Annotated in this window: 5 protein-coding genes; all 5 read left to right on the plus strand. The window is 41.4% G+C overall.

The features are described from left to right. Positions 1-210 precede the first annotated feature (210 nt). The 5 genes from QCH34_RS04445 (at position 211) to QCH34_RS04465 (ending at position 6,353) form a co-directional block, all read left to right on the plus strand. Complete coding sequence (locus QCH34_RS04445; protein WP_300330725.1) at positions 211-1,185, plus strand: glycosyltransferase family 2 protein; 975 nt, start codon at positions 211-213, stop codon at positions 1,183-1,185. A 24-nt stretch (positions 1,186-1,209) separates the two neighbouring features. Further along, positions 1,210-2,328 (plus strand): DUF354 domain-containing protein, encoded by a 1,119-nt coding sequence (locus QCH34_RS04450; protein WP_300330728.1) that lies wholly within the window; start codon positions 1,210-1,212, stop codon positions 2,326-2,328. A gap of 576 nt (positions 2,329-2,904) precedes the next feature. Then, positions 2,905-4,134, plus strand: coding sequence for a hypothetical protein (locus QCH34_RS04455; protein WP_300330731.1), 1,230 nt, complete (start codon positions 2,905-2,907; stop codon positions 4,132-4,134). 3 nt (positions 4,135-4,137) lie between these two features. Further along, entirely contained in the window at positions 4,138-5,226 is a 1,089-nt protein-coding gene (locus QCH34_RS04460; protein WP_300330734.1) for a CapA family protein, read from the plus strand. Next, entirely contained in the window at positions 5,223-6,353 is a 1,131-nt protein-coding gene (locus QCH34_RS04465; RefSeq protein ID WP_300330737.1) for a glycosyltransferase, read from the plus strand. Before QCH34_RS04460 ends, QCH34_RS04465 begins: the two co-directional genes overlap by 4 nt. Positions 6,354-6,461 lie beyond the last annotated feature (108 nt).

The raw sequence follows: 6,461 nt of genomic DNA on the forward strand, positions 1-6,461 counted from the left end.
GAGCATTAGTAAACTAATTGAACGGACACAGCTTCCATATCAATACAGAGATTATTTATTCCAATAGTCAATCCAATAGACTTTCCACCCATCATTCCCATCATACTATCAAGCGAAGGCAACAAGAAAAGCAACAGCAACAAAACAACCTACAGCAACAGCAACTTCACAAGCTAACACAAAACCAAAAACATCAACAGGTGCCCATTCATGTATCGTGACCACAGAATCGCCGTCGTCGTCCCGGCCTATAATGAGGAGCTTCTTATCCTCGACACTCTGGAAACAATCCCCGACTTCGTTGACCGCGTCTTTGTCGTCGATGACTGCTCAAAGGATGCAACCCTTGAGAAGGCCCGGGCGTTTGCAGAGAAGGATACCACCAAAAGGGTCATCGTCATCCATCACGAGAAGAACAAGGGGGTCGGTGCATCAATCGTCACCGGCTATAAGGCTGTCCTTGAGGCTAGTGAGGATAAAGAAGGGATTGATGTCGCCGCCGTGATGGCCGGTGACAACCAGATGGATCCGGCCTTCCTCCCTCATCTCCTCGATCCGGTAGTAGACGGGAAGGCCGACTACAGCATGGGCAACCGGCTCGTCGACCGTGAGTTCAGGAGCGGCATGAGCAAGTGGCGCTTCTTCGGCAACGCCCTCCTCACCCTTCTTACCAAGATTGCCTCCGGGTACTGGCAGATGGTCGATCCCCAGAACGGCTACACCGCCATCACACGCCGGGCACTCGAAATAATCTCCCTCAATGCCATCTACCCTGGCTATGGGTACTGCAATGATCTCCTCGTCCGGCTCAACGTCTATGGATTCAGGGTGAAGAACGTTCCCCACCCATCCCGCTATGGCCGCGAGAAGTCCGGCATCCGGTACAGCACCTATATCGTCCGGCTCTCCCGGCTCCTCCTGAAGGACTTCCTCTGGCGCCTGAAGATGAAGTATATCGTGCTTGGCTTCCACCCGCTCGTCTTCTACTACTTCTTCGGGGCATTCATCTCGATCATGTCGGTGTTCGCCGGGATCTGGACACTCTACTATAAGTTCATCCAGGGAGGCGCCATGTTTGTCCCGGCCGTGGTCACGTTATTGTTGTTCAGCATCGGCGCCCAGTTCCTGCTCTTTGCGATGCTGTTTGATATGCAGGCCGAGAGGAATAATGGCGGGTGGTATTAACGCTCTTCTTTTTCAGAGGTTCATATGAAGATTCTTATTGATATGGGCCACCCAGGCCATGTCCACCTTTTTAAAAATTTTATATGGGAGATGGAGAGTAGGGGGCATGAGATTAAAGTAATAGGAAGAGATAAAGACGTTGTTATACAACTGCTGGATGCTTATCATATACCTTATATTAAAGTTGGAAAAAAGGGTTCTGGGAAATTAAGCCTGATTCGAGAGTGGATACTTAGAGAATATGAGATTTATAAGATTGCAAAACGATTTAACCCTCACTTTTTTTTAGGGGTGTTAAATCCAGCAGTTGTCCATTCAGCAAAAATCCTCGGAAAAAAATCAATGATATTCACCGACTCCGAACCAGAGGTTGTGAAATACCCTATTGCGGACATGATAACCCTCCCATTGACCGACGTTATATTGACACTTGCTTCTGTTCGACATGATTATGGACGTAAAGAAGTGAGGGTGAATAGTTATAAGGAATTCGCATCATTGCATCCGAATTATTTCACTCCGGATCCTCAGGTTATCAAAGATGCCGGTTTAACTCCTGGTGAGAAATTCACCCTTATTCGTTTTGTAGCATGGGGTGCTTACCATGACGTTGGCCAGGGTGGCTTCAGCAACGAAGAGAAGAGAAAACTCATTCATGAGCTTCAGAAACATTCAAAAGTATTCATATCCTCTGAATCACCACTCCCCTCAGAATTTGAACAATATCGTCTCCCGGTTACTCCGGATAAATTGCATGACCTTCTCTCGTATGCAACATTGCTCGTTTCTGACTCACAAACAATGACAACCGAAGCTGCCGTCCTTGGCACACCAGCGATTCGATGCAATTCTTTTGTAGGAAAAGGTGATATGGGGAATTTTATTGAACTCGAAGAGAAATATAAATTGATATTCAACTACAGGTCTGCCTCGGACACAATCGATAAAGTGGTGAATCTCATTCAAATACCACATTTAAAAGATGACTGGAAAAGCCGGCAAGAGAGATTATTAGAGGATAAAATAGATATAACTGGGTTCATGGTCTGGTTTGTTGAGAATTATCCAGAGAGTTTTACTGAGATGAAAAATCACCCCGACGTGCAGTATTCCTTTAATTCTGTTGTGAGGGATATACGATGAACACCATCGCTTCAGGATCTGCGGCCTGTCATCTGTCCCTTTTTGCAAACATGGAATATCACCTTATCCCCTCCCCATTCATCAAGATCACCAGTGGGAGTAATACCCAAATAATTATACCTATCATCAACCAGACTAAATCCGTACACCTAAGTAATGAAAACCTTTTCCACCACCTGATAACTCCACTACATTACAGGGTCATCGCTGTATTCCAAACCACAGAAGGACACAAACGATCAAGTCCTCGAAAAATACAGGAGTCCGGAAGTCTCGTGCTATCGCGATCACTCGAAAAGCATGCGGACTCCGTCGCTCCCAAAAATGAGGCGTAGTGGAGGGTGTATGATCTGTGAGTTTACTCTCTTTCGTCAATGGTCGGGTCGGTTCGATAGCCGGTGCTTGTTGTTGGGAAGACACTGTTTACGGATGAATAGAATTCCTTTGATAGGATTAAGAGAGGCTATTTGAATGCTCAATAAGCAATTATTTATTTTAGCACACACCCTTATTGAACGTTCATTTAATCAAACTTATAAGCGTCTGGTGAAAAACCAGTGGCGGCCATACACGGAGTTGAAAGAGGAGCAGGAGAAACAGCTCAGGCATATGATCACATTTGCGTATGAGAATGTTCCTTATTACCGTACCCTCTTTAAAGAGCTCAAGGTAAGACCGGGCGATATACGTACCATTACGGATCTTCAGAAAATCCCCGTTCTCACAAAAGAGATCATCAGACAGAACTGGGAAGAATTCAAGCCTTTAAATCTCTCGTCAATGAAATATTACACACAGCCAACGGGAGGGTCAACTGGCACCCCATTTCAATATAGGTTGTTAAAACAGGATCGTTTTTTAAGTGGTGCTCTTCTCTATCGGGGGTGGGGATATGGTGGCTTTGAGCCAGGCGATAAGATGGTCTTTCTTGCGGGATCGTCCCTTGATGTCGGATCCAAGTCCCGAATAAGTACGATGATCCATGAGATGGCACGAAACCTTAAGAAGCTCTCTTCATTTGATATGGGTGACGTGGAGATGAGGCATTATGCTGTGGTGATTAACAAATTCCAACCTAAATTCATTCGTGGATATCCCTCATCAATCTATTTTTATGCCAAATGGCTTCAAGAGAACGATATAGCTATTCACTCCCCGACTGCTGTGCTCACCACCGCGGAAAAACTCTTTCCCTACATGCGAGAAACAATCAGCCAAGTATTTGCATGTGAGGTCTTTGATGGATATGGTCTGAGTGACGGTGGGGTTAGTGCCTATGAGTGTCCTGAGCAATCCGGCCTGCATATCGATACCGAGCGGAGTGTTATGGAGGTTGTTGACTCCCATGACTGTCAAGTGGATCAAGGGCAGGGGCAGGTACTCGCAACAAGCTTACATAATTATGCTATGCCCTTTATCAGGTACGCAACAGGGGACGAGGTATCTATCACAGATGAAAAATGCAATTGTGGACGCGGCTATAAACTCTTAGGGGAAGTAATCGGCCGGAGTGTTGATGTCCTCGTCACCCCGGAAGGGAAGAGCGTACATGGATGGTTTTTTTTATACATTTTCTGGGAACACTGTCAGGGGATTAAAGAATATCAGGTTGTACAAAGAAGTGCAAAGGAGATTCATATCAAACTGGTTATTGACGAAGATTTTAATGAGGGACAACTCGAAACAATAAAGCAGATTATACAGTCAAAAAGTGCCAACTGGGATGTTCGGTTTGAATTTGTTGATGAGATTGAGCGGACTGGGGCGGGGAAATATAAATTCATAGTTAATGAGATGGGGTTGTAACTAATGTCTTTTACCTTATACGCCGTTGGAGATATTATGTTAGGAGAGCAGGATTTGTGTGAAAATTTTGGTGTAAAAAGCGTAATTATGAAAAATGGTTCAAATTTTCCCTTTAGAGAGGTTTCACATATATTTAAAGACGGAGACATTATTTTTGGGAATTTGGAATGTTCTATTCGAAGCACCAATTCAAAATCGAATGAAAAATCATCCTTTTTCTGCGCTGAACCTGATGTCATCTATGGCCTGAAAAACGCTCATTTCAATGTTCTATCAGTTGCAAATAATCATATTATGGAAAATGGGCGGGAAACATTTCTCGATACTATCAAGATTCTTACTGAGAATGATATACATCTTGTGGGTATCAAAAATACGGTTGAAACGTTCGATATCAAAGGCTATAGGATTGCTTTCCTTGCGTACTCTTTTATAGATGATTATATTTCAGATGCTTGTTATAATAAGATTAAATCTGAGGATGTTATAATCAAAGATGTTGAAAAAACAAAGTCTATTTCTGATTTAGTCATCGTATCTCTCCACTGGGGATGTGAATATGTTCCGTATCCTTCACCAGATCAAATCCAGATTGGCCGTAGCCTCATTGATGCGGGTGTTGATATTATACTCGGGGGCCACCCTCACATTACACAGAGTTATGAGATTTACAAAAACCGGCCGATTATTTATAGTCTGGGGAACTTCATATTTGATCATACATACATCCCCTCCACAAGAGAGTCATTTATTGCAAAGATTACTGTCCATGGCTCTCCTGACAATCTCGAATCAATAGATGTACACGTCATTCCCGTTATTATTGATGAATGTGATTATCACACTCAGGTTATTGATTCTCCACAATCGGATGCTTTTTTAACATCTGTCGAAACTATTCGAAATACGTTTGAAAATAGGTCATTGTCGGACTATAGCGAGTATATCGGAGACTACGATCTCTTATATGAACAATATAAAAAAACTGTAAAAAAGAATATGAAAGTCCATTTCATTAAAAATTTTTATAGGTATTCTTTTTCAACGGTATGCCACACAATTACATCTTACCTTAAAAAATCCCTAGGATGAAAGATATGAATATTCTCATAACAATGAAACTCTCAAATCGAAATTTGAGAACTCATATGTACCCTCTTTCAACATTAGACGAAGTTAATAGGATTTTTATTGTGAGAGATACACCCGGTCCCCATATAGATAAAGTAGAGTATTATTGTCCTCCGACATGGTTCTTGAAAGTGAGTCCAGTTGCGTTTGTTATAAAATTTTTATTAATGATGTTTATATCGTTTAAATATAAGCCAAAATTAATTTTGGGATATTTACTATTTCCACATGGTGTACTTGCTTTTACCGTAGGTATACTAACCAGGACGAAAACTGGTGTGAATTTAATTGCTGGTCCTGTTGATATTTTTTCTATTGGTAGCCCAATAGAACGTTTTGCTTATACTCGTCAATTACCTGGGATGACTACATATGGTCGAATAATGATGTCAATTATGAAACGAATGGATATTATCATAGCAAATGGGAGTTTCACCAAGTTATTTCTTACAAAGGAAGGTATTCAGGATAAAAAAATACACATCCTTTACAAACCTATGGAAATAGAATTTGATCAAACGAACCCATCTAAGGAAATTGAAATTCTTTTTTTAGGAAGATTAGCTAAAGTTAAACATGTTGAAACAGTTATACGTACTGCAGGTTATGTCAAAAACGAGATTCCAGACATCAAAGTTGCTATTGTTGGAGACGGACCTGAACATGCCAATCTTGTTGACCTAGCAAATTCTCTTAATCTTTCAAATACTGTTACATTTTATGGGTGGCAGGATAACCCACTGGAGTGGATAAATGATAGTAAAATATCAATATTGACATCAGAGCGTGAAGGATTTCCTCAAACAGTTATGCAATCTTTATACTTAGGAGTACCAGTTGTATCGTCGATGTGTGGAGATGTTATGGATATTGTTAAAACAGGATATAATGGGATTCTAATTCAGGATCATAATGATTCTAAATCGTTTGCAACGTCAATTATTTGGCTTTTACAACATCCCGATGATTTAGAAAAATATTCTGAAAATGCAGTAAAAAGTGTTAAGGATAGGGATTTATTGAGTGAAGCTCAAAATACGTGGTACACGATTATCCATGGTATGAAAGATACTTGTGCCAACAGTTAAAAGAGAATCCCAGTAAACCTACCTGGAAAAATATATATAACAACGCTTTACAACATAATGCATCTTACAATCTCAAAATAATAGGTTGCCTTCCCTCCTAAGCCTTAA

This window comes from Methanocalculus sp. (genome assembly GCF_029762515.1).
Classification (GTDB): domain Archaea; phylum Halobacteriota; class Methanomicrobia; order Methanomicrobiales; family Methanocorpusculaceae; genus Methanocalculus.

What these genes read in the sequence shown, in the direction of transcription:
- QCH34_RS04445 (WP_300330725.1), top strand. Translation starts at nt 211, where the DNA reads ATGTATCGTGACCACAGAATCGCCGTCGTCGTCCCGGCCTATAATGAG.
- QCH34_RS04450 (WP_300330728.1), top strand. Translation starts at nt 1,210, where the DNA reads ATGAAGATTCTTATTGATATGGGCCACCCAGGCCATGTCCACCTTTTT.
- QCH34_RS04460 (WP_300330734.1), top strand. Translation starts at nt 4,138, where the DNA reads ATGTCTTTTACCTTATACGCCGTTGGAGATATTATGTTAGGAGAGCAG.
- QCH34_RS04465 (WP_300330737.1), top strand. Translation starts at nt 5,223, where the DNA reads ATGAAAGATATGAATATTCTCATAACAATGAAACTCTCAAATCGAAAT.